This window comes from Synechococcus sp. MIT S9220, assembly GCF_014304815.1.
In the GTDB taxonomy this organism is placed as follows: domain Bacteria; phylum Cyanobacteriota; class Cyanobacteriia; order PCC-6307; family Cyanobiaceae; genus Synechococcus_C.
This window is the reverse complement of sequence record NZ_CP047958.1, coordinates 1,877,350-1,904,269: the sequence shown is the minus strand read 5'-3', so window position 1 is coordinate 1,904,269 and position 26,920 is coordinate 1,877,350. Positions and strand designations below refer to the sequence as shown.

General features: G+C 59.3%; 30 protein-coding genes and 1 tRNA gene. 16 read left to right on the top strand and 15 right to left on the bottom strand.

The genetic code is table 11. The features are described from left to right. Positions 1-22: 22 nt before the first annotated feature. A complete protein-coding gene (gene gpmI / locus SynMITS9220_RS10625) occupies positions 23-1,654 on the bottom strand; it encodes a 2,3-bisphosphoglycerate-independent phosphoglycerate mutase (protein ID WP_186989169.1) in 1,632 nt (543 codons plus the stop codon). A 149-nt stretch (positions 1,655-1,803) separates the two neighbouring features. Here gpmI and pyrR point away from each other — a divergent pair, with 149 nt between their 5' ends. After that, positions 1,804-2,364 carry a bifunctional pyr operon transcriptional regulator/uracil phosphoribosyltransferase PyrR gene (gene pyrR / locus SynMITS9220_RS10620; protein WP_186989167.1) on the top strand — a complete coding sequence of 187 codons (561 nt, stop codon included), beginning with the start codon at positions 1,804-1,806 and terminating at the stop codon, positions 2,362-2,364. Positions 2,365-2,386: 22 nt separating this feature from the next. Here pyrR and SynMITS9220_RS10615 read toward each other — a convergent pair whose 3' ends face one another. Together SynMITS9220_RS10615 and SynMITS9220_RS10610 are read right to left on the bottom strand one after the other, a co-directional pair. Beyond that, positions 2,387-3,232, bottom strand: a complete 846-nt coding sequence (locus SynMITS9220_RS10615) for a hypothetical protein (RefSeq protein ID WP_186989165.1) — start codon at positions 3,230-3,232, stop codon at positions 2,387-2,389. Between the two features lie 73 nt (positions 3,233-3,305). After that, the gene (locus SynMITS9220_RS10610; protein WP_186992121.1) at positions 3,306-4,949 is read right to left on the bottom strand and encodes an Hsp70 family protein; all 1,644 of its coding nucleotides are present in this window, start codon (positions 4,947-4,949) and stop codon (positions 3,306-3,308) included. 39 nt (positions 4,950-4,988) lie between these two features. Here SynMITS9220_RS10610 and SynMITS9220_RS10605 point away from each other — a divergent pair, with 39 nt between their 5' ends. The 4 genes from SynMITS9220_RS10605 (at position 4,989) to SynMITS9220_RS10590 (ending at position 6,501) form a co-directional block, all read left to right on the top strand. After that, complete coding sequence (locus tag SynMITS9220_RS10605) at positions 4,989-5,273, top strand: hypothetical protein (protein ID WP_067095869.1); 285 nt, start codon at positions 4,989-4,991, stop codon at positions 5,271-5,273. A 25-nt stretch (positions 5,274-5,298) separates the two neighbouring features. Continuing rightward, the gene (locus SynMITS9220_RS10600; RefSeq protein WP_067095871.1) at positions 5,299-5,526 is read left to right on the top strand and encodes a DNA-directed RNA polymerase subunit omega; all 228 of its coding nucleotides are present in this window, start codon (positions 5,299-5,301) and stop codon (positions 5,524-5,526) included. Continuing rightward, positions 5,523-5,903, top strand: coding sequence for a DUF1818 family protein (locus SynMITS9220_RS10595; protein ID WP_186989163.1), 381 nt, complete (start codon positions 5,523-5,525; stop codon positions 5,901-5,903). The genes SynMITS9220_RS10600 and SynMITS9220_RS10595 overlap by 4 nt, the downstream gene beginning before the upstream one ends. A 307-nt stretch (positions 5,904-6,210) precedes the next feature. Beyond that, positions 6,211-6,501: a DUF2811 domain-containing protein gene (locus SynMITS9220_RS10590; protein ID WP_255483292.1), complete on the top strand. Its 291-nt coding sequence runs from the start codon at positions 6,211-6,213 to the stop codon at positions 6,499-6,501. Here the strand turns inward: SynMITS9220_RS10590 and SynMITS9220_RS10585 are convergent. The 6 genes from SynMITS9220_RS10585 to SynMITS9220_RS10560 all read right to left on the bottom strand — a co-directional run bounded on the left by SynMITS9220_RS10585 (position 6,453) and on the right by SynMITS9220_RS10560 (position 10,567). Continuing rightward, positions 6,453-7,259, bottom strand: coding sequence for a hypothetical protein (locus tag SynMITS9220_RS10585; RefSeq protein WP_255483059.1), 807 nt, complete (start codon positions 7,257-7,259; stop codon positions 6,453-6,455). The two genes, SynMITS9220_RS10590 and SynMITS9220_RS10585, sit on opposite strands and share 49 nt — an antisense overlap. Continuing rightward, complete coding sequence (locus tag SynMITS9220_RS10580) at positions 7,210-7,671, bottom strand: EVE domain-containing protein (RefSeq protein WP_255483058.1); 462 nt, start codon at positions 7,669-7,671, stop codon at positions 7,210-7,212. Before SynMITS9220_RS10580 ends, SynMITS9220_RS10585 begins: the two co-directional genes overlap by 50 nt. Positions 7,672-7,695: 24 nt before the next feature. Then, on the bottom strand, positions 7,696-9,084 hold the full coding sequence (gene murD, locus SynMITS9220_RS10575) for a UDP-N-acetylmuramoyl-L-alanine--D-glutamate ligase (protein ID WP_186989161.1): 1,389 nt from the start codon (positions 9,082-9,084) through the stop codon (positions 7,696-7,698). Positions 9,085-9,112: 28 nt separating this feature from the next. Further along, positions 9,113-9,184 (bottom strand) — tRNA-Val (locus SynMITS9220_RS10570). Between the two features lie 73 nt (positions 9,185-9,257). Next, positions 9,258-10,037, bottom strand: a complete 780-nt coding sequence (locus tag SynMITS9220_RS10565; protein ID WP_186989159.1) for a photosystem II S4 domain protein — start codon at positions 10,035-10,037, stop codon at positions 9,258-9,260. Beyond that, positions 10,034-10,567, bottom strand: a complete 534-nt coding sequence (locus SynMITS9220_RS10560) for a hypothetical protein (protein WP_186989157.1) — start codon at positions 10,565-10,567, stop codon at positions 10,034-10,036. The genes SynMITS9220_RS10565 and SynMITS9220_RS10560 overlap by 4 nt, the downstream gene beginning before the upstream one ends. Before the next feature lie 145 nt (positions 10,568-10,712). Here SynMITS9220_RS10560 and serA point away from each other — a divergent pair, with 145 nt between their 5' ends. From serA to SynMITS9220_RS10540, 4 genes are all read left to right on the top strand, one after another. Then, positions 10,713-12,299, top strand: a complete 1,587-nt coding sequence (gene serA, locus SynMITS9220_RS10555) for a phosphoglycerate dehydrogenase (protein WP_186989155.1) — start codon at positions 10,713-10,715, stop codon at positions 12,297-12,299. Continuing rightward, a complete protein-coding gene (gene prmA / locus SynMITS9220_RS10550) occupies positions 12,299-13,183 on the top strand; it encodes a 50S ribosomal protein L11 methyltransferase (RefSeq protein WP_186989152.1) in 885 nt (294 codons plus the stop codon). The genes serA and prmA overlap by 1 nt, the downstream gene beginning before the upstream one ends. 150 nt (positions 13,184-13,333) lie before the next feature. Then, positions 13,334-13,633, top strand: coding sequence for a ferredoxin (locus SynMITS9220_RS10545; protein WP_115019479.1), 300 nt, complete (start codon positions 13,334-13,336; stop codon positions 13,631-13,633). A gap of 104 nt (positions 13,634-13,737) precedes the next feature. Further along, positions 13,738-14,124, top strand: coding sequence for a hypothetical protein (locus SynMITS9220_RS10540; RefSeq protein WP_067095901.1), 387 nt, complete (start codon positions 13,738-13,740; stop codon positions 14,122-14,124). Between the two features lie 66 nt (positions 14,125-14,190). Here SynMITS9220_RS10540 and psbV read toward each other — a convergent pair whose 3' ends face one another. Then, complete coding sequence (gene psbV, locus SynMITS9220_RS10535; protein WP_222930431.1) at positions 14,191-14,703, bottom strand: photosystem II cytochrome c-550; 513 nt, start codon at positions 14,701-14,703, stop codon at positions 14,191-14,193. Between the two features lie 87 nt (positions 14,704-14,790). Next, a complete protein-coding gene (rnz, locus tag SynMITS9220_RS10530) occupies positions 14,791-15,762 on the bottom strand; it encodes a ribonuclease Z (protein ID WP_186989150.1) in 972 nt (323 codons plus the stop codon). A gap of 136 nt (positions 15,763-15,898) precedes the next feature. Between rnz and SynMITS9220_RS10525 the strand changes: the two genes are divergently transcribed. The 3 genes from SynMITS9220_RS10525 to SynMITS9220_RS10515 are packed head-to-tail and all read left to right on the top strand — an operon-like array spanning position 15,899 to position 21,815. Next, positions 15,899-17,266: a SpoIID/LytB domain-containing protein gene (locus SynMITS9220_RS10525; RefSeq protein ID WP_186992118.1), complete on the top strand. Its 1,368-nt coding sequence runs from the start codon at positions 15,899-15,901 to the stop codon at positions 17,264-17,266. Between the two features lie 17 nt (positions 17,267-17,283). Then, positions 17,284-18,072, top strand: a complete 789-nt coding sequence (locus SynMITS9220_RS10520; RefSeq protein WP_255483057.1) for a glucosamine-6-phosphate deaminase — start codon at positions 17,284-17,286, stop codon at positions 18,070-18,072. Then, entirely contained in the window at positions 18,069-21,815 is a 3,747-nt protein-coding gene (locus SynMITS9220_RS10515; protein ID WP_186989148.1) for a hydantoinase B/oxoprolinase family protein, read from the top strand. Before SynMITS9220_RS10520 ends, SynMITS9220_RS10515 begins: the two co-directional genes overlap by 4 nt. Here the strand turns inward: SynMITS9220_RS10515 and SynMITS9220_RS10510 are convergent. Further along, complete coding sequence (locus SynMITS9220_RS10510; RefSeq protein ID WP_186989146.1) at positions 21,763-22,518, bottom strand: YebC/PmpR family DNA-binding transcriptional regulator; 756 nt, start codon at positions 22,516-22,518, stop codon at positions 21,763-21,765. The genes SynMITS9220_RS10515 and SynMITS9220_RS10510 overlap by 53 nt on opposite strands. A gap of 51 nt (positions 22,519-22,569) precedes the next feature. Continuing rightward, entirely contained in the window at positions 22,570-23,472 is a 903-nt protein-coding gene (gene truB, locus SynMITS9220_RS10505; RefSeq protein ID WP_186989144.1) for a tRNA pseudouridine(55) synthase TruB, read from the bottom strand. A gap of 81 nt (positions 23,473-23,553) precedes the next feature. Between truB and SynMITS9220_RS10500 the strand changes: the two genes are divergently transcribed. Both SynMITS9220_RS10500 and SynMITS9220_RS10495 read left to right on the top strand, forming a co-directional pair. Next, on the top strand, positions 23,554-24,315 hold the full coding sequence (locus SynMITS9220_RS10500) for a bifunctional 2-polyprenyl-6-hydroxyphenol methylase/3-demethylubiquinol 3-O-methyltransferase UbiG (protein WP_186989142.1): 762 nt from the start codon (positions 23,554-23,556) through the stop codon (positions 24,313-24,315). A 12-nt stretch (positions 24,316-24,327) separates the two neighbouring features. Then, positions 24,328-24,789: a DUF2127 domain-containing protein gene (locus SynMITS9220_RS10495; RefSeq protein WP_186989140.1), complete on the top strand. Its 462-nt coding sequence runs from the start codon at positions 24,328-24,330 to the stop codon at positions 24,787-24,789. 18 nt (positions 24,790-24,807) lie between these two features. Here the strand turns inward: SynMITS9220_RS10495 and rpmA are convergent, their stop codons facing one another. Further along, on the bottom strand, positions 24,808-25,074 hold the full coding sequence (gene rpmA / locus SynMITS9220_RS10490) for a 50S ribosomal protein L27 (protein ID WP_114994614.1): 267 nt from the start codon (positions 25,072-25,074) through the stop codon (positions 24,808-24,810). A gap of 48 nt (positions 25,075-25,122) precedes the next feature. Next, a complete protein-coding gene (gene rplU / locus SynMITS9220_RS10485; RefSeq protein ID WP_067095923.1) occupies positions 25,123-25,497 on the bottom strand; it encodes a 50S ribosomal protein L21 in 375 nt (124 codons plus the stop codon). A gap of 127 nt (positions 25,498-25,624) precedes the next feature. Here rplU and SynMITS9220_RS10480 point away from each other — a divergent pair, with 127 nt between their 5' ends. Both SynMITS9220_RS10480 and kaiB read left to right on the top strand, forming a co-directional pair. Then, positions 25,625-26,515 (top strand): circadian clock protein KaiA, encoded by an 891-nt coding sequence (locus SynMITS9220_RS10480; RefSeq protein ID WP_186989137.1) that lies wholly within the window; start codon positions 25,625-25,627, stop codon positions 26,513-26,515. Then, positions 26,512-26,871, top strand: a complete 360-nt coding sequence (gene kaiB, locus SynMITS9220_RS10475; protein WP_067095928.1) for a circadian clock protein KaiB — start codon at positions 26,512-26,514, stop codon at positions 26,869-26,871. Before SynMITS9220_RS10480 ends, kaiB begins: the two co-directional genes overlap by 4 nt. Positions 26,872-26,920 lie beyond the last annotated feature (49 nt).

The following is a 26,920-nucleotide window of genomic DNA, read 5'->3' as shown; positions in this document are numbered from 1 at the left end:
GCAGATCTTATGTCCGAGCCGATCAGACCGGTTGTGGCAGGAGAGCGGTGGAGGGCACAGGTGTCTCGATTGGTTCGATCAGGGTGCTGCCGGTCATGGCATCGGGTTTCTCGAGATCGAGCAGCTGCAGAAGAGTGGGTGCGATGTCAGCCAGCCCGCCGTTATCCCGCAGGCGGATTGCATTGCCCATGCCGCGCAGTTTTCTGCGTTCTCCCTCCACGAGGATTAACGGCACAGGATTGGTGGTGTGGGCCGTCCAGGCTTGACCGTCATCGCCTTGCATTCGCTCGGCGTTGCCATGGTCTGCAGTGATGATCATCGTTCCTCCCATGCGTCCCACGGCATCGAGCAACCGTCCGATGCAATGGTCAACCGTTTGAATCGCCTCAGTTGCGGCTTCCATCACGCCGGTGTGTCCAACCATGTCTGGATTGGCGTAATTGATCACCACCAGGGAATAAATCCCCTTCTCGATGGCTTCAATGCAGCTCACGGTGAGGGTTTCAGCGTTCATGGCAGGGGCCTGGTCATAGGTGGCCACCCGCGGAGAGGGCACCAGATGGCGGTCTTCCCCCTCGAGAGGCTGCTCAACACCACCATTCATGAAGTAGGTGACGTGGGGGTATTTTTCGGTCTCTGCTGTTCTGTATTGGCGCAGTCCTCGTGATGCCACCACCTGGCCCAGCAGGTCATCCAGGGACTCGGGTGGGAATGCAACCTCCACGGGGAGGCCAGCCTCGTACTGCGTGAACGTGACCACATCCAGCCGAGGCTGATGAGGGCGCTCAAAATCAGAGAAATCCGTTCTGGCCAGGCACTGAATGATCTGACGAGCTCTGTCAGGTCTGAAGTTGAACATCAGTAAGGCATCGCCATCGTTGAGATGGGTTGCCTGTAAACGCGTAGGTTCCACGAACTCATCGGTGATGCCGCTGTCGTAACTGGCCTGCAGTGCCTCAGCGGCTGACATCTGGCTCACCGGAACGTCAGGAGAGGTGAGCAGTTCATGCGCGCGGGCTGTGCGTTCCCAGCGGCGATCGCGGTCCATGGCCCAGTAGCGACCGCAGAGGCTGGCGACTTCACCCACTCCACTGGCCTGAATGGCCTCCTCGACTTGTTTCAGATAAGCCGGAGCACTCTGAGTGGGGGTGTCACGTCCGTCGGTGATCGCATGGATCGCCACATGTTTCAGGCCTTCGTCGGCTGCCCATCGCAGGAGTCCACAGAGGTGATCCACATGGCTGTGCACACCACCGTCCGAGCAGAGGCCCAGCAGGTGAAGCGTGCCGTTGCTTGCACGCAGGCGTTCGGCCAGTTCACGCAGTTTCGGAACAGCACGCAACTGGTTGTCGCGAACCGTGTCGCCGATCCGCACGAGTTCCTGGCGGATGATCCTGCCCGCGCCGATGGTGAGGTGCCCGACTTCGGAATTACCCATTTGTCCATCAGGTAATCCCACATGGGAGCCGCTCGCCTGGATCAGTGTCTGGGGATAGGCGTGACGCAGCGCATCCATCACAGGAGTGCTGGCAGCTCGGATGGCGTTGTGGTCCGTGTCGCTGCGTTCGCCCCACCCGTCCAGGATCGCCAGAACAACGGGAGCAATGGATCGCTCCCTGCTTGGTCGTCCTGTATGGCGATCGGCAACGTTCACTCAGCTCTATCCGTTCTTAAGGTCTTCTCTAGATTCATAAGCTACCCCCGGATCCCGCCCCTGGTGAACTCCTGTGCTGACGATGGTCAGCTTTTGCGGATCTGACAGGTGATATCCGACATACAGTCATCTATCCCACTGCATCGGTCATGGTGACGTCTGGGAACAGTGAGCGGATCGAGATCCTTTCAGCCGAGGACGTCGGCAGAACTCTGTCGCGCCTGGCTTCCCAGGTTCTTGAATGCGTGGGAGAGGTCGAGCAGTTGCTGCTGTTGGGAATTCCCACCCGTGGCGTTCAGTTGTCAGCAGTGCTGGCGCGATTCCTTCAAGAGCAGAGCGGTAAGGCGATTGCCCAGGGCACGCTCGATCCGACCTTCCATCGCGATGATCTCGAGCGAGTGGCCATGAGGCCTGTGCAGGCGACTGAGCTGCCGGTGAGTGTCGAAGGTCGTGATGTGTTGTTGGTTGATGACGTGATTTTTACCGGCCGAACCGTGCGTGCTGCGCTGGAAGCGATCCAGGCCTGGGGACGGCCCCGCAGGGTGATGCTGCTGGTGATGGTGGACCGCGGCCATCGGGAGCTGCCGATTCAGCCTGATTTCTGCGGTCGATCCGTTCCCACGCGGCGGACCGAAACCATCGAGCTCAGGCTGCTGGATATTGATGGGGAAGAAGGCGTTTTTCTGAGGAGTGTTCAGGCGGAGAACTGAATTTCCTCCCTGCTCACGGTCTTCATCGTCTCTTCGCCTTACAGAGGCTCTCTGGTCCTTCCTCAACAAGAACGCCGCCCAGATCAGCACACCCGGCAACGAAGGCACTCCACGGATCCATGCCGCTGGATAGCCGTTCTTCGACAGCTGTATTCAGACGTTCAGGATCCACCGTGTGAGCCGGTAGAGCCCCATGGCTGTGATGTTCCTGCCGATCGCGCAGATTCTGGATGGCTTCCTCCACCTGCCTGCGAAGAGGTAGGGCATGGTCCTGCCACCAGGGGTGGTCCAGTTGATTCAGCACGCTTAGTGCTTCCCACCACTGCTGTCGTTGCACTTTGTCCCTCAGCCGCTCGTGATCGACTTGGTTGCGGTTCCAGGTCTCGCGCAGGCTGTCGCTCAGCTGTGTTCCCGGCCTCTGGCCCTTGTGTTCCAGAGGCTGGAGGGTGGTGAGGGCCAGTTTGAGATCTCCCGCTCGGAACTGATCCAATGCCCGCTCACGCAGGGTCTGGCGCCACAGGAGCAATCTGGATCGATCCTTGCGTCGCTGCTCTTCGCTGCCCACATTCGAATTAACAAGCTGTGACTGCAGGGTGAGTGCTTGACTGCTGTCACCTCCTTTCCAGGCAAGTTCAGCCTGGCGGCGACGGCAGACCGCCTGTTCACTGGGTGCTTCCCGGTCCAGCCATCGCAATGCTGCCAGCTGTTCGCCATAGCGCAGGCAGGCCTCAAGATCTTCCCGTGAAGCTGCTTCACGCAGGCGACCCGGTAACTGCTGTTCCCACCAGTACGCATAACCACAAAGGGCTGCGACACCACCCAGTGTGGCGATCAGCCAAAATCTTGGGAGATGGCGACGCAGCGCCAAGGGTGGTCAGGGAACGACAGAGTCCTTTCTATAAATGTTGTCGCCAACACACACGTTCTTGTGGACGGCACGATCACCGCACGGTCCCGAGTGGTCTCGGGTCCAGGCTTTCTCCGGTCCGCAAATCCTCTCCCTCCAGGATCAGTTCCGCCTGATCATTGAGATGGAAACGAAGTTTCAAGCAATCTTCTCCAGGTTGTCCAGGAGGGTTCAGGGGGAGCTCACAGGCGGTGTCTGGCCGCCTTGTGACGTCATCCCATCCATCGGTTTTTTCAATGACCTTGGGCAGTCCATTGATCATCACTACTTCATGTCTCGTCTCTCCCCTGGATTCTCCAAGCACCAGCTCAAGTGATTGCTGGTCTGGACCACTGGCGCTCAAGATCAATTCCAACGGCTTGCTGGAGGGCCAGGGCTGACCCGGCAGGAACAGGGGATGCCAGTGATGGGTGTTGCTGCGTTGGTTCCAGCAGCGCAGTGAAATTCCCCGCTGCAGCAGGTCCTGCATGCGAACTCCTGGAGTGAGGCTCAAGGCGCCGCAGGCCACCGCCTCCATTGGCGGCGGTGTCAGCAGTGGTGTGGGCGCAAGCTTCTCGGTGAGCCAATCGCGCAACTGGGGAAGATGGGCGCCCCCTCCGACCACAACGACACCATCGAGATTTTCGGCAGGACAGCCGTTGAGTTCCGCATCACGCAAGGTCTTGTTAAGCAGTCCTTCAAGGGCGTCAAACAGCCCTCGGTCCTGGAGCAGTCGACTGAACTTGTGTCGATCCATCGAGAGCTTGCTCGGCGCGTCAAGATCAGGGCTATTGGCTGTTTCTGTAAGGCTCTCCCGATTGAGGATATTGGGATCGCTAAGGCGACATTTGAGGCGTTCCGCCGCATTCAGCAGAGCCATCAGACCATTGCCTTCTTCCGGCAGGCCCTCTGGACAGAGTTCGTCGAGAATCCAGCGATCAAGATCCCTGCCACCCAGGTTGATGCCAGCTTTGCCGAGCACTTTGGCCTGACGAAGTGTCTGACGGCTGTTGGTGAGGTCCTGGCCGCGGAAGCGCAGGAGCTGTGCCACTGGGGCAGCACGACCTTCACCTCCCTCGAGAGCGACCAGGGAAAGATCCAGAGTTCCTCCACCGAGATCGACTACTAAAAGCTTGGATCCAGCTTCCAGGCCAGCGCCGAGTGCAGCTGCCGTTGGCTCGTCCACCAGGGCGATCTCTGCAACCTGCATCGGTTCGCAGGCTTTGAGAAGCCAGTCGCGATAGCCGGAGCCCTGATCCACGGGGGCTGTCAGCACCAGGCGTTCGATGCTGAGTTCAGGGGGCATCCGCTTCCAGATTTCAGTCAGAAGCCGCGCGCCAGCCTGTTCCGGGCTGAGCCGTCTCTCGGCACTCTGCGGATCTGATGCCATGCCGATCCAACGCTTGAAGTCGCGGTGGAGCTGAGGGGCATCGCGTTCATGCAGGCCGTTTTCCAGCACCTCAAGCCCGACCAGCGCAGGACCTGAGACCGCATCCTCCGCCCAGATCAGCGATGGGATCGCTCCCGTTTCTCGGGTAATGGCAGGTAGATCGAGCAGATCTATTTCAGATCGCTCAGCAGACTGAAACGCCACCACCGTGGTGGTGCTTCCTAGGTCGATCGCCAGGGTGCCGACGTTGTAAGACGCGTCGGAAACCTGAAGGTTTTGTTCGGCAGCGAGGGGCTGAACCACCGCTATGGGCAGGTTGGAGTCAGGTCGAGGCTACGGGGAGTAACGATGGATCGCTTAAGACGGTTGGTGTTTTCCTTTTATCGGGAGGATCCGCAGATCGAGGCTGAGCTCGAACCGCTTCGAGACTGCAGGATGTCACGCAGCTGGGGCAGCATCCGTATCGAGTGTGTGGACGCGCAGCACCTCGAGGAGGTGAGCGCACTACTCAGTTATTTACGTCGACCTCTGGCAGCGATGGGGCTGGGTCGCCAGATCGTTCTGAGGGTTCCAGGGCGTCCGCAACGCAGCTATCCCATGCATGTTCCTTTCCACAGCGATCTGCTCACTTAGAATTCAGGATTCTCGCGTTGTTTGCATGCTCTCTGCCGGAGTCGATCATCAGGATCTCGCCAAGCGCGGTGAAAGCCTGATCCGTCAGTCCAGCAATCGTTATCTGACCACTGTTCGGATTGCTTTCCGTGCCAAGCAGCGTCGCTTCGACGATTTCGATGGTCTGCTTGAAGAGTCCAGCGTGAAGCCTGTGCAACGCGCCATCGTTGAACTGAGTGACGAACAGGATCAGCCTGATCTCCTTCCTGGATGATTCAACAGGAGGGCCCGGGCTGGAGATTGTCTAGGGACCCGACCCGCTCAGTGTTTTCCGTCCTCATTGGTGGAGAACACTGGGCTCTCGAACTCAAGGAGAGTGAGGCCTGCGAGCTGGCTTCACTCATCACTGATCTGACAGATCAACATCGCTCTATTTGCGATCAGCTCATGGCGGAGGAATCCATCAGCGTGGAATTGGAGCGTGGCAGTTGGTGGGCTTGCCTTGAAGGTGATCGTTCGCGCTGGTCGCTTCGGGGTATCTGCCGCGGTGATGGTGTTCAGGCTCGTGGCCTGGAAGTCTGCTGGCCTGACCCTGCTGCGCAGGCCATCGCCGAGGCGATGAGAACGGTGTGGGACAGCAGTAAAGATTAGAGCGGCTAATCAATGGCTCTTCATTGATTTTCCCCCGGTCTTTCCCACGCTGGAAGGGGTGTTTTCCACAGGCTTCAGAGCATCTGGGTTGGTATGGCCGACGTCTGTGGAAAACCGGATTCAGGGGGTCGGTTTTGGTTGACGAATCACGCCGATGGCTCTTTCGCAACTAGGGGAGGAGATCGCTTGCTGGAAATGGTTCTGGCGGCTGAAGTCTCACTGGGAGAGTCAGTGGGAATTGCTCCTGAGCTGCTTCTTGACTCGGGCCGGCATCTGTGGAGAACTAGTTGGCATTCGAAGCGTTTGCATGCATTTGGCCGATCAGTTACAGCAGGCTCAGGCATCAGCACCAGACCAGGTTGTCGAGGCGGCCACTGCTGCTGAGGAGTCAGCAGTGAGCTTTCAGTCCGAGCTTCCTCAGCCCCTGCAGCAAGCCATGGTTGCGTTCATTGAGCGCTGCCCGAACTGGGATCAATACCGCCTGGTTCAGGCCGCTCTGGCCGGATTCCTGATTCAGCACGGAGTGGAGTCAAGAGAAATCACGCGCCTTTATGTGGGCAACATGTTCCGTCGAGAATCCCTGACCCAGGGCGTCTGAGTCCGGCAACTTGCCATCAGCAGTAAGGCGCTGAACGGGAGACTCAGTAGCAGGCCGATGAAGGCTCCCATCAGGCCAATCAGGTTGACCCCGATCAGTAGACCAAGCAGCGCCAGAACTTTCAGCCGATTGGTCTGAACCAGCCGGCGACTATGTTCCATCGCTGCCAGTGGACGATGACCGTGATGGATCAGAAGAGGAAGGGCCAGGATCTGGCTCAGGGTCCAGAGGCTCAGTGCAAGTGCTCCAGCGATCAGAACCAGAGTCGAGAGCGCGCCGCTCTGCCTGGCAATCAGTGCGCCGATGATCCTGATGGAATTCAGGCCTCCGATCAGGATCACCCCTTCCAGTAGCACTAGGGCGGCTGTTTGCCGGAAGATCCATCGCAGTTGTTGACGCTCCTGGGCAGGCTTCTCCTGTTTTGCCGTTTGGATCGAAGGAAGCAGTTGGTCGGCCAGGCGCAGCAAGGCAACAACTGCTAGGAGAGTCGTAGGAATCGTTGTAAGAAAGAGCGCATCGCTGATGGTTGTCTGCCACCAGCCATCTCCCTGCTGAAGATCCTTAGAGATCAAACTCAGTCCTGTGACAGTGATCAGCATCAGAGCTGTGAGGCCCACAAAGCGCCAGGGAGCCTGGCCGAAACCGACCCAGGCTCTGGGAATGATTGTTGTGAGAGGAATTCGCTCTGTCAGGCGATGTTCCCTTGGTTCATTGAATTGAGCCAAGTCGCTTGAGGAGGTCTTGGGCGATTCGGTCATCCACAGGAAGAATCGACAGTCGATTGCCTCGTCGAACGACGGCTAGTTCTTCTGGTTGATAGGACTGACGCAAGTCCTCAAGACTCAAGATGTCTTGAAATCTGCCTCGATAGGCCAGCCGCACGCAGTCCCAGCGTGGTGCCTCGGGTTTCGACGCAGGGTCGTGATATTTCGATGATGGATCGAATTGAGTGGGATCTACCAGTCCTGTTTCCGTCACCTCCATCAGGCCGATGATCCCAGGGGGCTTGCAATTGGAGTGATAGAAGAAGGCCTGATCGCCAACAGCCATCGTGCGCATGAAATTACGCGCCTGGTAATTGCGAATCCCGTCCCAGAGAGTTGTCTGCTCCTGCTCAAGATGATGAATCCCGTAAACATCGGGTTCACTTTTCATCAGCCAGTAGGCCACGCGTTCTACAAAATTTTTCCCAGACTAGGTTGATCGATTCGTTTCGATCAGCTTCCGGAAGTGATTGCCACGAGCTTCAAAATCGGAGTACTGATCAAAGCTGGCGCATGCAGGCGACAACAGAAGGCTTGCAGCCTGCTGCTGTCGGGCTAGTTCCAGAGCGTGCGGAACAGCCTCATCCAGGTCTCGATGCGTGCTGACAGTACCGGGGAAGGCAGATGCTTCGATCAGGCCGCGCAGCTCGTCTGCTCCGGCGCCAAACAGCACAACAGCGCTGCTGCGCTCCTTCAGAAGTTGCAGCCAATGCTCAGCGTCGCCTTGCTTGGTCTGACCTCCTGCTAGCAACACGACCGGATTGGGTACGGACTGCAGACCCACGGCAGCTGCGTCGTAGTTGGTTGCCTTGCTGTCGTTGAAAACAGCAACGCCTTGAACGGTTCCAAGCGATTCGAGTCGATGGGGAACCCCATCGAAGCAGCGCAACGCTGATTCAATGGTTTCCGGGGGTAACCCAGCCTCGAGAGCCGCTGCAGTAACCAAAAGCATGTTCTGAAGGTTGTGCTTTCCAGGCATGGCGAGAGCATTGGCGCAGAAGAGCTTTCGCTCTCCTGCGCAGACCCAGCCGTCATCACTCAAGTTCAACCGATCGCTGGCGCTGTCTGAGCACCTCTGGCCGGTGCTGACCCAGCTCACTTGGGTTTCTCCCCAGCCGCCGCGAGTTCGGCTGATATCAGGGTCATCGCCATTGAGAATTGCCAGCTGGGACCGTTCAAGCAGTCCGCGCTTGATCGCTCGATAGGCGTCTAACGATCCATGTCGCTCCAGGTGGTCAGGGGTCAGCGTCGTCCAGATCCCGATGCGCGGAGCGATGTCGTTGGCCGCTTCAATCTGATAGCTGCTCATCTCCATGACCACCCAGTCGGGCAGAGGGCTGGAGCCTTCAAGGCAACCCAGAGCCAGTTCTGCGGCGGAATACCCCACATTCCCGGCCATAGGAGCCTTTAACCCCCCATGCTTGAGCACGTGGTGGAGGAGATGGGTCACGGTGGTCTTCCCATTGGTACCGGTGATGCCAATCCAGGGATGTTTTTTGAGGGTCTCCCAGGCCAGAGCCATTTCTCCCTTCACTGGAACTCCCCGGGTTCGTAACGCCTCGAGAGTTGGATGAGTCCAGGCGATGCCAGGACTGATCACTACCTGATCGATCTCATCGAGCCAGGGCTCGAAACTGGAGATCTCCAGAGGTTGTCCGAGCTGGACATCAATGCCCTGCTGTCTGAGCTCCGCGGATTTTCGCGTGCAAGCGTCGTTCTCAGCTTTCTCGAGAACCACCACCTCAGATCCCTGGGCCTTGAGAAGACGGGCTGCCCCGATTCCAGAGCGTCCGAGTCCGACCACGACACTCAAGGTCATGCTTTTCGTTCTCTGCTCACGAGGGAAGTGGGCGATACTGGAATCGAACCAGTGACTCCTACCGTGTCAAGGTAGTGCTCTACCTCTGAGCTAATCGCCCGCATTTTCACCCTTCAGAGGATCTGCGGTGACGGTTGAGCGCTTGCCAACCGGATGCGACTGAAGTTAGCAGCTCACCGGCGCAGCATCTCCACTCGCCAGCGATCGCGTTTGGTGGTTTCGAGATTTAAAACCTCCACGCTTCCACGGTCCTGAAGCTGGAGTCGGTCGCCGACTTTCAGCTCACGACTCGCCTGCCGGACGGGATGCCAGTTGAGCCGCAGCTTTCCATCCTTGATCTGACGAATCACCTTGGAGCGTGACAGTCCGAAACCCGCTGAGGCGATGGCATCCAGGCGGCAGGATGCCTCCACGCTGGTCAATTGCTTTGGCAGTCTTTGGGCGGGCCATTGCAAGCCGTCGATGCTCACCGCCTCTACGGTCAGCATGACGTCGCGCACTTGTCCGGTCAGGCCGTTGAGATGAAGTGCGGCCTCTGGTGTGCAGACGGCCTGGGCGCCACGATCTCCCCGAAGCCAGAGATCGCCAAGTTCATCAGCTTTCACACCAAGATCCATCAGGGCCTGGCGCATGTCTTGCGGTTCAGCCCGATCAAACAGGAAATTGCCCTCAAGCCTCAATCCAGAGATTGGAGTCGGTTCAAGTGGCAGTTCCTGATCGCTGCGACTGAGCTGGAGACGACAGCGTTCGGTGCCTGGTCTTCCACCGTCGCGGACCACTCGCAGTTCAGTGAGCGATTCGAGGCGGCGCGAGTCCTCCAGTTCAGGTCCGCTTAAAAAGCTGCTCCAGCTCGGTTGCCAGGTGCGCAGCACGTCTTCCGCCCGTTCGATCAGGCGATGCATGGCCTCTGGCTCAGCGAGCCCTTCGATCAACGTCTCACGGGGAAGACTCACAGCTCACTCAGGCGGACCACTTGCTGAGGACGAACTTTCTGAACGAGTTGCCAGGGAACTTCAATCCCTGCTGGGGTCTCGAGCAGCAGCAACCAGAACCGCTCGTTATGCCGGTTGCGCAGGATCCGGACTCCGTCCTCATTGTCGGAGGGAACACTTGCTGCCGCGGCGTAGCTCCCCATCAATCCTGACCCCATGCCGAGCAGGCCGCCGATCAGTGCTTCTCCAACAGCACCGAAGCGCGCAAAGGTATCGAGCGTGGTGATCTGAGTGAAGGTCAGCCCAGCCATGAAGCCGAAGGGCATCAACCAACGAGACATGGAACGCTGGCGGCGGCTGCGGGCCATGCTCGGGTTCAGCAGATCGACCTGTTCAATCTGCTCCGCCTTGAGGCGGCCCGCTTCAGTCCCTTCAGCCGCTTCCGGCGCGACCAGCACAACTCGGATGAGCGGTTTACCGGACTCTTCAAGGTCCTGGACAAGAGTCTCGGCGGCGGCGCGTTCTTTGAGCACCAGGACGCAGACAGGCATAAGCGGAGCGGTGCGGACAGCCATTCTCCACGGAAGTTCAGGACTTCAGGGGGAAGCTTGGCTTCGGAGCACGTCAATCTCCCTGTCCAGCAGTGATGTTCGGACCGATCTCTAAACTTCTGAACGGCTTTCTCTCCGCCGCTGGATGACCAAAGTTCTTGTTTCAGACCCCATTGATCAGGCTGGGATCGACATCCTCGGGCAGGTTGCCCAGGTGGACCAGCGGACAGGCCTGTCTCAGGACGAGCTCAAGTCAATCATCGGTGACTATGACGCTCTGATGATTCGATCGGGCACTCAGGTCACTGCCGATGTGATCGAGGCGGCGGACCGTCTGCGCATCATTGGTCGGGCAGGCGTGGGGGTCGACAACGTTGACGTTCCTGCCGCCACCCAGAGAGGTGTGCTGGTTGTGAATTCACCCGAGGGCAACACGATCGCGGCTGCGGAGCATGCCCTGGCCTTGTTGTTGTCTCTGTCTCGCCACGTGCCTCAGGCGCATGCATCGATGCGAGCCGGTGCCTGGGACCGCAAGAAATATGTGGGCAATGAGCTCTACAAAAAGGTTCTTGGGGTTGTGGGTCTGGGCAAAATCGGCTCACACGTCGCCAAGGTTGCCAAGGCGATGGGGATGGAGGTGATCGCGTTCGATCCCTTCATCTCCGCTGACCGGGCTCAGCAGATGCAGGTTCGACTCACGACCCTGGAGGATCTGTTCCGTCAGGCCGACTACATCACGCTGCACATTCCCAGAACGCCCGATACCGAAAATCTCGTGAATGCGGAACTGCTCCGCTCAATGAAATCGACGGCCAGGATCGTGAACTGTGCTCGGGGAGGCATTGTTGATGAGGCTGCCATCGCCGAAGCCATTGATAACGGTGTGATTGCCGGTGCCGGTTTGGATGTCTTCGCCTCTGAGCCTTTGGACCAGGACTCTCCACTGCGTGCAGTCGAGCGCGGGCTGGTGTTGACGCCTCACCTCGGGGCTTCCACCGAGGAAGCCCAGGAAAATGTGGCCACCGATGTGGCTGAGCAGATCCGCGATGTGCTGCTTGGACTCCCAGCTCGCAGTGCCGTCAATATTCCAGGTCTCAGCGCCGAGATCATGGAGCGCCTCAAACCCCATCTGCAGCTCGCCGAAACCCTCGGCCTACTCGTGAGTCAGCTGAGCGGTGGCCAGGTGCAGGAACTGGAGGTGCGTCTTCAGGGTGAGTTCGCAAACCATCCCTCCCAGCCCCTTGTGGTGGCAGCACTCAAGGGACTGCTCACCAGCGCTCTCGGAGAGCGCATCAACTACGTCAATGCCTCTCTCGAGGCCAAGGGGCGCGGCATTCACGTGCTGGAGGTTAAGGACGATGCCAGCCGCGATTTTGCGGGGGGGTCCTTGCAGCTCACCACCCGCGGTGGACAGGGTGGTCACAGTGTGACCGGTGCGGTATTCGCGGATGGTGAACTGCGGGTCACCACCATCGACGAATTCCCGGTGAATGTGCCGCCGAGCCGACACATGTTGTTCACCCGCCATCGGGATATGCCTGGAATCATTGGCCATCTCGGATCGCTTCTGGGTGAACACAACGTGAACATCGCCTCAATGCAGGTGGGGCGGAGGATTGTGAGGGGAGACGCCGTGATGGTGCTCAGTATTGATGACCCGATTCCGCCTGCGCTTCTGGCCACCATCAACGGCATCAACGGGATTCAGGAAGCCCATCCCGTCACGCTGTGATGTGGTGGCGTTTGTCTCTGCCGGTTCAGACTGAGCTGGAGGAGTCGCTTCTCTGGAAGCTGAACGTTCTCGGTGTACACCGGGTGGCCACACAACATGCACCTGAGACGCCTGATCAACGCACTCTTCTGGCCTGGTTGCCGGCCCATGAATGGCCTGAAGACCAGCGATCTGAGCTAATCAGCAGCCTGATCCCTCTGGCTGAAACCTTCGGCCTCGCTCTGGCTCAGCCGGTTTGGGATGAACTGGCTGATGAAGACTGGAGTCTCAGCTGGAAACAGCACTGGCAGCCAGACCCTGTGGGTGAGAGGCTGCTCATCCTGCCGGCCTGGCTTGATGTGCCTATCGAGCATGCTCAAAGGCTTGTCTTGAAGATGGATCCAGGCAGTGCATTCGGGACCGGCAGTCATCCCACCACCCGCCTCTGCCTTGAAGCGCTTGAGCAACAGCCCCCCGCAGGATTGAGGGTTGCGGATCTGGGTTGCGGAAGTGGAGTGCTTGGACTTGCGGCACTCGGGCTTGGGGCTCGTCAAGTACTGTCTGTCGACACCGATTCCCTGGCTGTCAGAGCAACGACCGACAACGCAGTTTTGAATGGCCGTTCTGTGGATGCGCTCAGGGTGAGCCAGGGGTCGGTAGAGGTGCTGGCGACGCTGCTTGAGGGTCAGCCTGCAGATTTGCTTCTCTGCAACATCCTTGCTCCCGTGATTGAGGCTCTTGCTCCTCACTTTCAATCGGTGCTCCGGCCTGGGGGGCGGGGGCTGCTGAGTGGCCTGCTGGTGGAACAGGCACCGAGGCTCACAGAAGTGCTGGGGAGCCTGGGCTGGTCGGTTGAGCCGCTTGCCGAGCAAGGTCGATGGGGCTTGCTCGAGATTCGGCGCTAGCCTTGATAAGCGAGCCTTATAAATTCTTCTGTTTTGATTGGCCTTACACCGAAACAGGCATTCAAGCGTGTGCCTTGACGCCCAGACGATGTAGAAATGATCAGTCCGGCAGGCTCGTTTGTTACGAGCCTCTGCAAATTCACTCTATCCATGGCTTCTTACAAGGTCACCCTGGTCGCCGAAAGCGAGGGTCTCAACAAGACCATTGAGGTTCCCGACGATCAGTACATCCTCGATGCCGCTGAAGAGCAAGGCATTGACCTGCCTTATTCCTGCCGTGCGGGTGCCTGCTCCACCTGTGCAGGCAAGATCACCTCGGGAACTGTTGATCAGTCCGACCAGAGCTTCCTTGACGACGATCAGATCGAAGCAGGATTCGTGCTGACTTGCGTGGCCTACCCCACCTCCGACTGCACCATCAAGACCCATGCTGAGGAAGAGCTCTACTGAGCTTCAGGACTTTTGATCCCAAGTCCTGACGACAGGGTTCATTGCCACCTCCCCGCGGGGGTGGCTTTTTGCTGTCAGTGTGGTGCCACGTGGCTCTCTTGCCGATGACCGCCGTTCCCGCTGCACCGCTGAGACCTGAGGTGGAACGGTTGCTTGATCATGGATCGGTTCACACCAGTCCTGGAGGCCAGTACAGCTTTCGAGTGATTGGGCCTTGCTGCCGTCTCTACGACCGCGAAGAACTTCCCTGGCCCTGTTGTCGGCTGGCATGGCGCAGCAAGGAGCCAAGCTGGCGCCGTGTGGGCCGTCGCTTTGTTGCTGATCTCGGTTCGCGTCGTTGCCCGTCTTATTCCGTTGAACTGCTTCAGCCTGGATCGAGACCAACGGTCACTGTGCTCACTCTTTTCCCCATGCGCTTCACGGCTGAGATGCAGGAGTGGTGGTACAGCCGTCGACCTAGATCCATGGATCCGGGCAATCTTGCGCCCTGAAGGCCCACATGTTGTCCAATCAGTTCAGTTGATCGATCCGGCGTTGACCGGATCGATCCATGTGAATCAGAAGTAAATCTTGCCGCCGCCCCATTCCTGGCCGAGAACTTTCGGTGCTACGAGGATGTAGGCCGACATCAGCTCTAGATCTTCATCGGTGAGATCACGCATCGCCGGATAAAGGTCACGGCTGCGCATGCTGGGGTGAAGATCGGCAATGCTGTACTCGCCGTCGTAGGAGGTGGGGTCCTGCATGTAGTCCACCAGCGCGGCGATGTTGTCGCGCGATGGTGTGGCCAATGCCAGGGTCTCAGGATCGAGGCCAACGTTTTGGTTGGTCTTGGTGATGCCGCCGGCATGGCATGTGCCGCAGCTGGTGTTGAACACTTTGCGTCCCGCCTTGACCTGCTGTTCGCTGAAGGTCACTGCGGTGCCTTCAGGGTCGGAAGGAACGGTCAGTGTCTCGGCATCCCACTGGGCGGCCTGAGCGGGGGAGCTGATCCACAAGACAGCCAGCACCGGCAGGACGATCAGCAGTCGGCTCAGCGACTGTCGCAGGTTGGAGAGAAAAGGAACCATGAAGGATGCCAGAGACTGATGGATACAGCGCACCAAGCTCTTGTATCACGCTGCAGTATCAAAGTGACGCTGTTCAGGCTCCACCGATCACGAACTGTTGCAGCATGTAGTTTGTGATGAAGCGGTCACATCGAGGCAGAGGAAGTCTTTCGCTAAGACCGTGTTCGGGAAAATTGCTTTGGCTTCTGCCAGTAGATCGTCTGCTGTCACTGCGTTTCCAGGCGCATATCGGGGGCTGAGATGGGTGAGCACAAGTTGGCCGACACCCGCTTCAGCCGCGGTCTGGGCTGCCATCGTGCTGGTGGAGTGCTGACGCTGGAAGGCCATGTCGGCCTCCGCATGGGAAAAGGTGGATTCGTGAATGAGCAGGTCTGCACCCTTCGCCAGGCTCACGGCTGCTTCGCAGAACACGGTGTCCGTGCAGTAAACAAAGCTTGCTCCGGCTCTTTCCGGCCCGCACAGCGTTCTGCCGTCGATCCGCCGTCCATCCTCCAGGGTGACGGTTTCCCCCCGCTTCAGGGAGGCATAAACCGGCCCGGGGGGGATCGCCAACTCCTGTGCTTTTTTGATGTCAAAGCGGCCCGGCTTCGGTTTTTCCTCAACGCGATAGGCATAGGCAGGAACGCGATGGTGCAGCGGTGTGGCCCGCACGGTGAGATCTGCGTCCTCAAAAACGATCCGATTCGCTTCAGCGGCACTGCGGACCTGGTGCACCTCGAGGGGATAGCCAATCCTGGTTGAGCTGGTTCGCAACACCCCCTCCAGATAGCTCTCGAGCGGATCGGGTCCGTATAGATCCACCCCACCACTGCTGCCGCTCAGGCCAAGACTGGCCAGCAGGCCTGGAAGACCGAAAACGTGGTCACCGTGCATGTGCGTGATGAAGATCCTGCGCAGCTGCGACAGCCTCAGATCACTGCGCAGGAACTGATGCTGGGTTCCTTCACCACAGTCGAACAACCACAGTTCCGAGCGCTGAGCCAGTCGCACGGCCACCGCTGAAACGTTGCGGGCTCTGGTTGGGACTCCAGAACTGGTGCCCAGAAAGGTGACCTGCACGGCATGGTGGGCTCAATGGTCAATCTGCCATGAAGGCCTGGCTGCAGTCCGCTGGGCGGGGCACACTGAGCAACCATTGGCCTCCCGAGTGGTTCTGCACATCTCCATCGGTCGGGCTGCTGCTGGAGTAGCTCTGATGCTGCCAGTTGTCGTGGTTGCTCTGGTTGCTGAAGCCAGGACTGCGGTGACCGCTCAGGAGCCGCAGATGCGTGTGTTGGTGGCCGAAGGTTCGGAGTTGATCCTGCGCGCCGATGGCGATCAGCCCCTGCTGGTGCACGGCCTCGCCAATAACGAACGCCGCCTCCAGCGTCTGCAGGTTCGCTTGCGGGATGGTCGGCTGACGATCGCGGAGGGCCGCTCCCATGGCCATGCCTCGCTTCGGATCAGCACGACTGATCCTCGCGGTATCTGGCTCGGGCGCCGCCGCTATCGCGGTGATCTGCTGCTGCTGGTCCGCGGCGGCAGGATCCAGGCGATCAATCAGCTGGGTATCGAGACGTATCTTCCCAGTGTTGTGGGCAGTGAGATGCCAGCAAAGTGGCCTCTGGCAGCTCTGCAAGCTCAGGCCGTCGCTGCTCGGACCTACGCCCTTCGCCAACGAGGACGCAAGGCGGATTTCGATGTGAAGGCCACGGTGAGCAGCCAGGTCTACAAGGGAATCGAATCTGAAACTCCAAGAACTAGGGAAGCGGTTGCCACAACGCGCTCGCTGGTTCTGGTGCATGGCGGCCGTTTGATCAATGCTGTTTTTCACAGCAGTTCAGGGGGATCCACTGAGCCGAGTGGCGAGGTTTGGCAAAACCAGCTCCCCTACCTCGTGAGCGTTCAAGATCACGACCAGCACAGTCCTGTGCATCGCTGGAACCAGCGTTTCGAGGCCGGTGATCTACGCCGCCGCTTTGAGGAGACTGGCGGACTGGAGCGGTTGAGTGTGCTCAGCACCAGCTCCACCGGCAGGGTGCGTTCAGCGCGGATTCAAGGTCCGCTTGGATCATTGGTGCTCACGGGTCGTCAACTGCGACAGCGCCTGGGCTTGAAGAGCACGATGGTGAGCTTTTCCCTGCTGCAGGGAGACCGAGGAGATGCAATCGAGTCCATCGATCCTGTCGATCATGGTTCGGAATCACCGCCGCAGCTGATCGGACTCTGGCGTGATTCCGCCAGCGGTCTCAGCGGAGTGGCTGATCAGGGTCCAGCTGGTCGCGTCATGGCAGCACCCCCCTTGCCTCCTCCTCCACTCAGCTCGCGCCGAGCCTCATTGATCCCCGCTGGAACAACTCCAAGAACTTCTCGCGGCACGATTGTGCTGGAAGCAGAAGGCCAGGGTTATGGCCACGGTGTGGGCATGAGCCAGTGGGGAGCCCACGGTCTGGCCAGTCAGGGCGCTGATTTCCGTGAAATTCTCCATCACTACTACCGCGGGGCAACGATCAGGCCGTACCGACCGGCTGATGACCCATCAGTGGCATTCAGGGCCGGTTCGGAGCCAGCCTTGATGGGTTGACCTGCCGCGATCGTTGCGTGCCCCAGTTTCTGTCCAGATGTGCGGTGCAGCACCGCCCGGATCCGCGCGCATTGATGGAGGCGATTGTGGATCATGTCGCTGCCTATCTCGCCACGGCCCTTGACCATGAGCGCTTCAAGCCGTTGGGAATGGCGACCGGAAGGACCATGGAACCCTTTTACGCGGCCCTGGTTCAGCGTTTGATGACATGGCCGGCGCCGCAGCTTGAACAGTTGAAGCGCTGCTGGCTGAGTTTCAACCTTGATGAATACGTTGGCCTGCCGCCAGGTGATAGCCGCAGCTTCGCCGCCTATATGCATGCCCAGTTGGGTTGTCATCTCGAGCTTTCTCCCTGCCAGTTGCAGCTGCCGGATGGAACGGCCAAAGATCCTGCCGAGGAGGCGAGACGCTATGGATCTGCGCTGCATCACGCAGGGGGGATCGGCCTTCAGCTGCTGGGCCTAGGTGGTAACGGTCACGTGGGTTTCAATGAGCCGCCATCTCCAGCCGGCAGTCGCTGCCGCGTGGTGACGTTGCAGCAAGCTACGCGAATTCAGAATGCCAGTGCTTTCGGGGGAAACTCCGAAGAGGTGCCTGAGCAGGCCATCACCCTTGGTCTGGATGAGATTCTTGCTGCCGATGAGATCCATCTGATCGTGACCGGAGCGGCCAAGGCGGAGATTCTGCGCACAGCGTTGCTGAACCCTTGTAGTGCCGACGTTCCCGCCAGCTGGCTGCAAAGCCACTCAAGCGTGCATCTCTGGGTCGATGATGCGGCCGGTGCCCATCTTCCGCTGTTGTCTTGAACCGCTGGCAGTTCTGGATTGACCGTGGCGGCACCTTCACCGATCTGGTGGCACGTCATCCTTCTGGCCAGCTGTTGGTGCGCAAGGTGCTGTCGGAGCAGCCGGACGCTCCCGGAGATCCGGCTGTTGCGGCCATGCGCGAATTGATGGGACTCACTCCGGAGCAGCGGATTGATCCTGGATTGATCGAGGAACTGCGGTTGGGCACCACCGTGGCCACGAATGCACTGCTTGAGGCAGCTGGTGAGCCTGTGTTGCTTGTGACCAATCGCGGTCTGGAGGACCTGTTGCTGATCGGTGACCAGCACCGTCAGCATCTTTTTGCGTTGGCAATTCCCGAGCCACCTTCGCTGCTGGCCGCCGTTGAAGAGGTCCCCTGTCGTCTGGATGCGGAAGGGAGGGAGTTGGAAGCACTGCGGCTCGACGATGGGTTCATGCAGAGGCTTGGGCGTCATCGCAAGGCCGGGATCCGCTCTTGTGCCATCGCTCTGATGCATGCCTGGCGTGATCCTGTGCATGAAAAGGCTCTGGCGAAGCTGGTGCGCACCGCGGGGTTCAAGACGGTGGTCTGTTCCCATGAGGCCAGCCCATTGCCGCGCCTGGTTCCCAGAGGACAAACCACGCTGGTGGAGGCTGCCGTCAGGCCTGTGCTGTCCGCCTACCTGGCACAGGTCCAAGCCGCTTTGGGGGATCAGACCCGATTGCGGGTCATGACATCCAGTGGGGCTTTGCAGCACCCCAGTTCGCTGCTTGCCAAAGACACGATCCTGTCGGGTCCGGCCGGCGGCATGGTCGGAGCTGTTGCTGCCGCTCAACAAGCTGGCCTTGGTGCTTCCGCCCTGGTGGGTGTGGATATGGGGGGCACGAGCACGGATGTGTTTTGCCTGCCGGCGGGCGCTGCCGACCGGGAGTGGGAACGGAGTGCTGAAACGGAGATTGCCGGATTTCAGCTGACAGCGTCGCGGCTGCCGATCCACACCGTGGCGGCAGGAGGGGGATCGATTGTCAGTGGCGATGGCGGTCGCCTCATGGTGGGTCCACGCTCGGCAGGTGCTGACCCAGGCCCAGCCTGCTACCGCCGAGGTGGACCTCTGGCCATCACGGATTGTCATTTGCTGCTGGGCCGGCTTCAGGTGACTGCCTTCCCGGCGGTGTTCGGACCGGACCGCGATCAGACTCCTGATCTTCAGGCGACCCGGGATCAGTTCCAGGCGCTTTCATCGCAACTGGGTCAGGCTCCTGAGCAGCTGGCCGAAGGTGCTCTTGACCTCGCTGTCGAGGCGATGGCGGGAGCGATCCGCCACGTGTCGCTGTTCCGTGGGCATGACATCCGTGGAGGGGCACTGATTGCCTACGGCGGTGCCGCAGGGCAGCTGGCTTGTCGCTTGGCCGAATCTCTGGGGCTGGGTCAGGTGCTGTTGCATCCTCTGGCGGGTGTGCTCTCGGCCTATGGCCTTGGGCAGGCCCGTCAGCGTCAGCTGCATCAGCGGTCGATCCGCCGTCCTCTGGATGCTGATCTGCTCGCTCAGCTGCCCGCCATGGTCAGGTCGGATCTGAACACGGCGTTCCTGGATCTGCAGAAGCTCACGGCAGCTTCCACAACAACACCAGAGCATCAGATCAGGCTTGAGCTGCGCGATGCCTCTTCGGAACAAGGGCTGATGCTCTCCCTGGTCTCAGCTGTGGAAGAGCTGGATCAGGATCAGCTGGAAAGCTTGTTTGACCAGGCGCATCAACGTCGGTTTGGCTATGCGCCGCCTCGCACTGCTCCTCTGATCGCCGAACGCCTCGAGGTGGAGGTGCTGGATGCGATCGCGGAGAGCTCCTCGCCATCAACCTTTGAAGGTCATGGAACCGCAGCCACTGCATCGGTTGCTCGATCAACCATGGTTCAGCGTGCTCGCGTTCATTGCAGAGAGCAGGGTTGGTGTGAGGTGCCTGTGCTGGAGCGCTTGCAATTGAAGCGCGATCAGCCTCTATCGGGGCCCGCGCTCATCCTGGACCCCACGGCGGCCATCGTCCTGGAGTCAGGTTGGACGGCCCGGCTGCTGGTTGACGGCAGTGTGCTGCTCGAGGCTTCATCGAGGCTTGCCGCTGAACGCTCCTCTGCCGGGGCGGATGCCAGTGCAGTGAGTTCCGACCAGCACTCGGACCCGGATCCTGTTGATCTCAGCCTCTTCCATCACCGTTTCATGCAAATTGCTGAGCGCATGGGAGAGCGGCTGCGTCAGACCAGTCGTTCCGTGAATATGCGGGAGCGGATGGATTTCTCCTGTGCGCTGTTCGATGCACAGGGGGCGCTTGTCGCCAACGCTCCTCATATTCCCGTGCACCTGGGTTCGATGGGTGATGCGGTTGAGGATCTTCTCGGTCAGATCCGCCAAGGGGAGAGGCCTGCGTTGTCGGCCGGAGACACCGTGATCAGCAACGATCCATTCCACGGTGGCACCCACTTGCCCGACATCACCGCGATCACACCCTGCTTCGTGGAGGGAGACCCCGATCCCTTCGCCTTTGTGGCCTGTCGCGGGCACCACGCGGATGTAGGCGGGCTGACACCAGGTTCGATGCCTCCCTTCAGCTCCAGCATTGAGGAGGAAGGTCTGCTGGTGCGCAATCACTTCTTGAACCCACGGGGAACGCCGGATCGTTCGGCCTGGAATCAGTGTCTGGAGCGGGTCAGCTCACCTCCCAGAGACCCCGAACTGCTCTGGGCAGATCTTCAGGCCCAGGCAGCCGCCAATCATCTGGGGACTGAACTGTTCGATCAGCTGCTGCAGCTTGAGGGCCGCCAGCGTGTTCGGCGCTATCTCCAGCACGTTCAGGATCATGCGGCGCGAACCGTTCAGAGGCTGATCGGCTGCTTTGAGGACAGGACCTTTGAGGTTGCGCTCGATAACGGTGCCAAGCTCAAGCTGGCCTTGACGGTCGATCGGAAACGGCAACAAGTCTTGCTCGATTTCCGTGGGACAAGTCCCCAGGGCATGCACAATTTCCATGCTCCATTGGCGGTGACCAAGGCTGCGGTTCTGTATGTGATCCGTTGTCTGGTTCAGGAGCCGATTCCCCTGAATGCCGGATGTTTTCGGCCATTAACCCTGATTGTCCCGGAGGAATCCCTGCTCAACCCCAGCGCACCGGCCGCAGTGGTCGGCGGCAATGTGGAAACCTCGCAGGCTCTCTGCAATCTGCTTTTTGCGTCGCTCGGGGTGATGGCCGCGGGCCAGGGCACGATGAACAACCTCACCTTCGGTGACGGGCGTCGGCAGTACTACGAGACCATCGCCGGAGGCGGAGGAGCAGGCAAGGGTTTCTCTGGATCAAGCGGTGTACAGACGCATATGACCAACTCCAGGCTCACGGACCCGGAGATTCTCGAGCAGAGATATCCAGTGAGGTTGGAACGTTTCGGCTTCCGCCGAGGCAGCGGTGGAGCTGGTCGCTGGCGAGGAGGAGACGGCCTTGTGAGGGAGTTCCGCTTTCTGGAACCGATGACTGCAGCGTTGTTGTCTGGTTCCAGGACCGTCGCCCCTTTTGGTCTGACCGGTGGAGAACCGGGTGCAACGGGAACGGCTCTGTTAACCCGTGCTGATGGAACTGTGCAGGTGCTGGATGGTTGCGTGGAGCTTCAGGTCGATGCAGGGGATCGATTGCTGATCGCCACTCCCGGTGGCGGTGGCTTTGATCCAATCACTCGCTCAGCTCATCCCTCAGTTCGTTCTTCAATTCGAGGTTCGCGCTGACATTGCAGATGTCGTCGAGGTCCTCCAAGGCATCCAGCAACTTCAGACACTGTTGGATGTTGTCTTCATTGTCCGGTCTCACCTGAGTGAGAGGGTGCCAGCAGTGTGACCATTCCAAGACTCCCCAGCCTTGATCGCGGAGTCCGTTCTGGAGGGATTCGAGTGCTTCAAAGGGACCATGGATCAAGGCCTCTTCGCCGCTTCTGAGTTCATAACCATCGGCCTCCAGATTGAGCAGGCATTCCAGTAATGCCTCCTCATCAATGACTGGGTCCTGGAGGGTTACTTCACTGCGGTGCTGGAAGAGATAACTCACGCATCCGCTTTCACCGAGGTGGCCGCCGTGTTTGCTGAACGCCAACCGCACAGCCGCTGCTGTGCGGTTGCGGTTGTCGCTCAGTGCCTCCACCAACACAGCCACTCCGCCCGGGCCATAACCCTCGTAGCGGATTGATTCAAGCTGTTGCGTGTCACCAGCCTTGCCAGAGCCTTTGGCGATGGCACGTTCGATATTGCTCGCTGGTACGCCAGCGGCCTTGGCCTTGACGATCGCGGTGCGCAGCTGGAAGTTGCCATCGGGGTCACTGCCCTGGCGTGCAGCCACCGTGATTTCGCGTCCGATCCGGGTGAACACAGCACCTCGCTTGGCATCCACCACCGCCTTGGTGCGTTTGATCTGGGACCATTTGCTGTGGCCTGCCATCGGATGCTTCGGCGTCCGTCTGCTTCAAAGCAAATTACTGAGGTTGCAGCATCAGCCCCGAGCTTCAAACACCACCTTCGGTTTCAGACCATCTTCTGCATCGGGCACGCCGAGTCCGAGCATGCGCCCACCCTCACTGAGAATGACCACAGCATCCGCCGTGCCGCTGATGCCAGGAGTGATCCTGCGCCCACAGCTCCAGTCCAGCTGTTCGCTCGCAGTGAGCAGGCGCTGAGGCAGATGAGGCAAGGCCAGCTCCGGCCGAAGCAAGGTGATTTCGCCTTGGCCGACCACGTCTGGAGCATCAGGCAGAGGTACCGCCTGGTGGTCATGGAAGCCGAGGGCCTGGGTCCGCCTGAGACTGGCCAGACAACCTCCGCATCCGAGTGCTGCTCCGAGATCTCTGGCCAGTGAACGGATGTAGGTGCCTGCTGAGCAGTGCACCTCCACGCTCAACTGGGCTAGTGCAGCATCCCATGCCAAGAGATGCAGTTGATGAATGGTCACAGACCGTGCTGCAAGCTCCATCTGCTCGCCGCGACGGGCCCTGGCATAAGCACGCTCACCATCCACGTGGACCGCTGAAACCTGAGGGGGCTGTTGGCGAATGGCGCCGCGGAACAGACTGAGTGTCTGATCCAGTGTTTCTGAGGCCAGATCGGGGACGGATTGTCTGGACAGTTCCTCACCTTGCAGGTCGTCGGTGTTGGTGCTGATCCCTAGCTGGATCACGCCTCGATAGGTTTTCTCACCAGGTAGGTACGGCAACAGTCGTGTCGCCTGTCCCACGGCGATCGGCAGCACGCCTGTCACCGCTGGATCCAGAGTGCCGCCATGACCAACCCTGCGGATGCCCAGCAGCCGCCTAATGCGTGCGACGCAGGCATGGGAGGTGAGCCCAGCAGGCTTGTCAATGACGGCGAAGCCGATAGGCGCAGTCAAGGTGCAAGCCATGTCCAGCTGTCGACTGTGGCACTTTGCCTTTGGCATCAGTGGGCTCGCACGTAGGTTTGCCCGGTCGCGTCCTGAAGCTTCATGCAGCCACTTAATGCCTCCGCTGCTGTGGATATTCAGGAGTTTCTCGAGAATGGCTTCTCCGTGAAGGAGCATCTGGCGTCTTATCTGTCGCTCTCAGCGGCGGATGTTGCCGAGCGATTGCCCCAGAGCACGGAGGATCTGGCGGCGATGCATCCGGGAGCTTTTGACCCCGAGCGAGCTGCTGATTTCTATGAGGACACCGTTGGCACGGGCCATTTGTTCGAATTGGCAGCATGGCATCTCAGCAGTGCCGACTACATCGCCGACACCTTGCGGCTGCAGCAGCAGTTTGCGCATGGTGACGTGCTTGATTTTGGAGGCGGGATCGGAACGCATGCTCTGGCTGCAGCGGGGCTGGAGAGCGTTCGGCATGTCTGGTTTGTCGATCTCAATCCACAGAACCGTGCATTCGTGCAGGATCGTGCATTCCGTCTGGGACTTCAGGAGCGTGTGAGTGTCCATCGCGATCTCGACAGCCTTCCGGGGCGGCGTTTCGACACGGTGGTTTGCCTTGATGTGTTGGAACACCTCCCCGACCCCTCGGCGCAGCTCATGGAGTTTCACCGCCGCCTCACTCCCGGCGGTCGGGCACTACTCAACTGGTATTTCTTCAAAGGGCATGACGGTGAGTACCCCTTCCATTTCGATGAACCGCAGTTGGTGGAGGACTTTTTCCTCTGCCTTCAGAGTCGTTTCCTCGAGCTGTTTCATCCCTTGCTGATCACAACAAGGGTCTACCGTCCGCTTGAGAACGTCTAGCCGAAACGATCGATGGCACAGATCGCCGGACAAGGGCGCTTGCTGGTTCGCTTAATTGTGATCAAGAAGCTGCTGCTCGCCGGGGCTCTGTTCGCGATCAGCCTGGCCGCCGTGTTTGGTGATGTTCATTACGCCGAACTCTCTGATTTCGCCGAAACCTGGGGGAATGCGGACCGTCAATTCCTTTCTTCGCTGGCAGCGAAGGGAACCCTGCTGGGCCCAACACGTCTGATGCGTCTGGCCTTGGTTTCGGGGCTCTACGCCGCTTTGATCCTTGTAGCGGCCTGGGCCACCTGGGTTGGACGCCGCTGGGGCGAGTGGTTGCTTGTCGGGGTGCTCGGTCTCGCTCTGCCTCTGGAACTTGCGGATGCCCTGCATGAACAAAGCCCCAGAACATGGGTTGTTCTGGGGCTCACTGTGATTGGTCTTGTGTTGACAACCCGTCTGGCGCTGAGCTCGGAGCGGAGCCCGTGACGGGAGAAGTCGTTCTGGTCAGACCGCCGCTGTGATGTTGATGCGCTTGCGATTGCGCAGACCGCGCTTAATCGTCTCGAACTTTACGACGCCATCGGTTAGAGCAAAGAGAGTGTCATCTTTGCCGTGACCCACATTGACTCCAGGCAGCACTGAGGTGCCGCGCTGACGGATCAGGATGGAGCCGGCGGTGACGGATTCTCCGCCGTAAGCCTTCACGCCGAGACGCTTGGAATTGGAATCGCGGCCGTTACGTGTTGAACCTGTGCCTTTCTTATGAGCCATGGGGAGGATTTTGAAGAGGAGAACGTTCGTTGAGGTGGATCTGGATGATCAGCTGATGGCTTTGCCACTGACGGAAATCGACTGAACCATGACTCTGGTCAGCTCCTGACGATGACCATTCTTGCGACGGGTCTTCTTTTTGGGGCGCATTTTGTAAACGATCACCTTGGGGCCGCGGCGGTGCGCCATCACCTTCAGCTCAACACTGGCGTCCTTGACATAAGGCTTGCCAAGAGTTGTGCCCTTGGAATCCTTCACCAAAAGAACGTTGTCGAGGGTGACGGTTGCGTCGACCTCAGCATTGAGCCGGTCGAGATCGTAGTAACGATTGGCCTGCAGCCAGAACTGCTGACCGGAGGCCTCGACGATCGCGTAAGACCCTGTTTCGGGAGCTGCAGAGGTTGTGGAGCTGGTTTCGGCCATGTGCTGAGGGACGCGGTCAGGCTCGGACAAGCCGATTTGGCCTGAACCGCAATCGAAAGACAAACAAAGATCCTCGGTCTTCTTAGTCCCTTTCGTCAAGATTCAGCTCAGGACCTTGTCGCGGTGGATGGCTCGTCCGGCACTCACGATCGCTTTGCTGCTTCAAACGAGAGATCTCGTTGAGGTCTGTTGCCAATGGCTGCCGGTGAATCGCTACTCACCCGTGGATCTCGGTGCCGTCGAATCTGGTCAGGGTGTTGTGGAACTGCTTTCCCGCCAGCGCGAAGCGGTGGATGCCGTTGTCATTGAGCAGTGCTTGCTGGACGACAAGACCCGTGAAGCCCTCAGCAGCGAGGGTTTGTTGTTCCCCGCCGTGGTGGTGGGTGAGTTGATGGGTCGCGTGGATTACCACCCTGAAGAGCTCCATCTGCCTGGAGATCAGCTGGAGCAGCTTGGGTACAACGTTGATGCTTCCATTTCACGCTTCCTGCGCCAGGGCCAAAAGGATGCCAGGCCCGAAGACGGTGCTGAACAGAACGCCATGCCTGCGATGGAAGGCAGTGCCTGGAAGCTGTCCAGTCGTCTGCAGGAGCGCCTCGGCTATCTGGGCGTCTTCTACAAGCGAGACCCCTCGCGCTTTCTTGCCAATCTGCCTCCTGATGAGCAGCGGGACCTTGTTCAGTCGCTGCAGCGCACTTACCGGGACCTGTTGATCAGCTACTTCAGGGATCCGGCTGCGGCCAACCAGGCACTGGAGAGTTTCGTGAACACAGCCTTTTTCGGTGATCTGCCCATCACCCGAGCTGTGGAGATCCACATGAATCTCATTGACGACTTCTGGAAGCAGCTCAGACTTGAAGGGCATAAAAACGATTTTCTTCAGGACTATCGCCTCGCTCTGCTCGATGTCATGGCTCACCTCTGCGAGATGTATCGACGTTCGATCCCTCCTGAGGTCTCCCTGACACCCGCGGCCGGGGAACGTCGCGTTCTCACCGATCCGGAGGTGGCCCCATGAGCCCACGCAAGACTTACATCCTCAAGCTCTACGTGGCCGGCAACACGCCGAACTCCATGAGGGCGCTCAAGACTCTGCGCAACATCCTCGAGACGGAGTTCAAAGGCGTCTATGCCCTGAAAGTGATTGATGTGCTCAAAAACCCGCAGTTGGCGGAGGAGGACAAAATCCTCGCGACACCGACTCTGTCCAAGATCCTCCCGCCACCGGTGCGTCGGATCATCGGCGATTTGTCCGATCGCGAGCGGGTGCTGATCGGTTTGGACCTTCTCTACGACGAACTCACCGATAACAACCTCACCTCATCGTTGATGGATGCGTTGGAAGAGGCGGAGACAGGCGAATCAGATTCTTAAGCCTGCCCGTGCACTCGCAGGTGATGACTCGTTTTTTCCTTACCTTGCA